Below are 298 nucleotides of genomic sequence, written 5' to 3'. Positions count from 1 at the left end.
CCTGGGATTTGTTTCGTGATATCGACGCGAACCAGGCCCCGCTTGAACCCTCTGAAGGTGTTGGCCAAGCCCACCGTGGCTTTTACGGCGCCGCACAGGCCCTGCGCGAGTTTGTCGTTATTTACCTGGACAAGTTTTACAACGGCCAGACACTCATCATCACCGGCCATAGCCTGGGCGGGGCGATTGCCCTGTTGCTGGCCGAAATGCTACGGCGCAACAAAAAATATGCGGCGGATATTTTGCTCTACACCTACGGCGCCCCCCGCGCCGCCGACCAGACCTTCATCGACGGCGC

At 59.4% G+C, this 298-nt stretch carries 1 protein-coding gene; it reads left to right on the top strand.

Features of this window, described 5'->3' with window-relative positions; all coding sequences use genetic code 11:
- Positions 1 to 298, top strand: a 298-nt coding sequence (locus tag ACW9H9_RS28870; RefSeq protein WP_457346744.1) for a lipase family protein, incomplete at both ends; no start/stop codon positions are given.

It is taken from the genome of Pseudomonas sp. SDO5215_S409, from assembly GCF_054071325.1.
The sequence above is the reverse complement of the archived record's forward strand: the minus strand, read 5'-3'. Positions and strand labels throughout refer to the sequence as shown.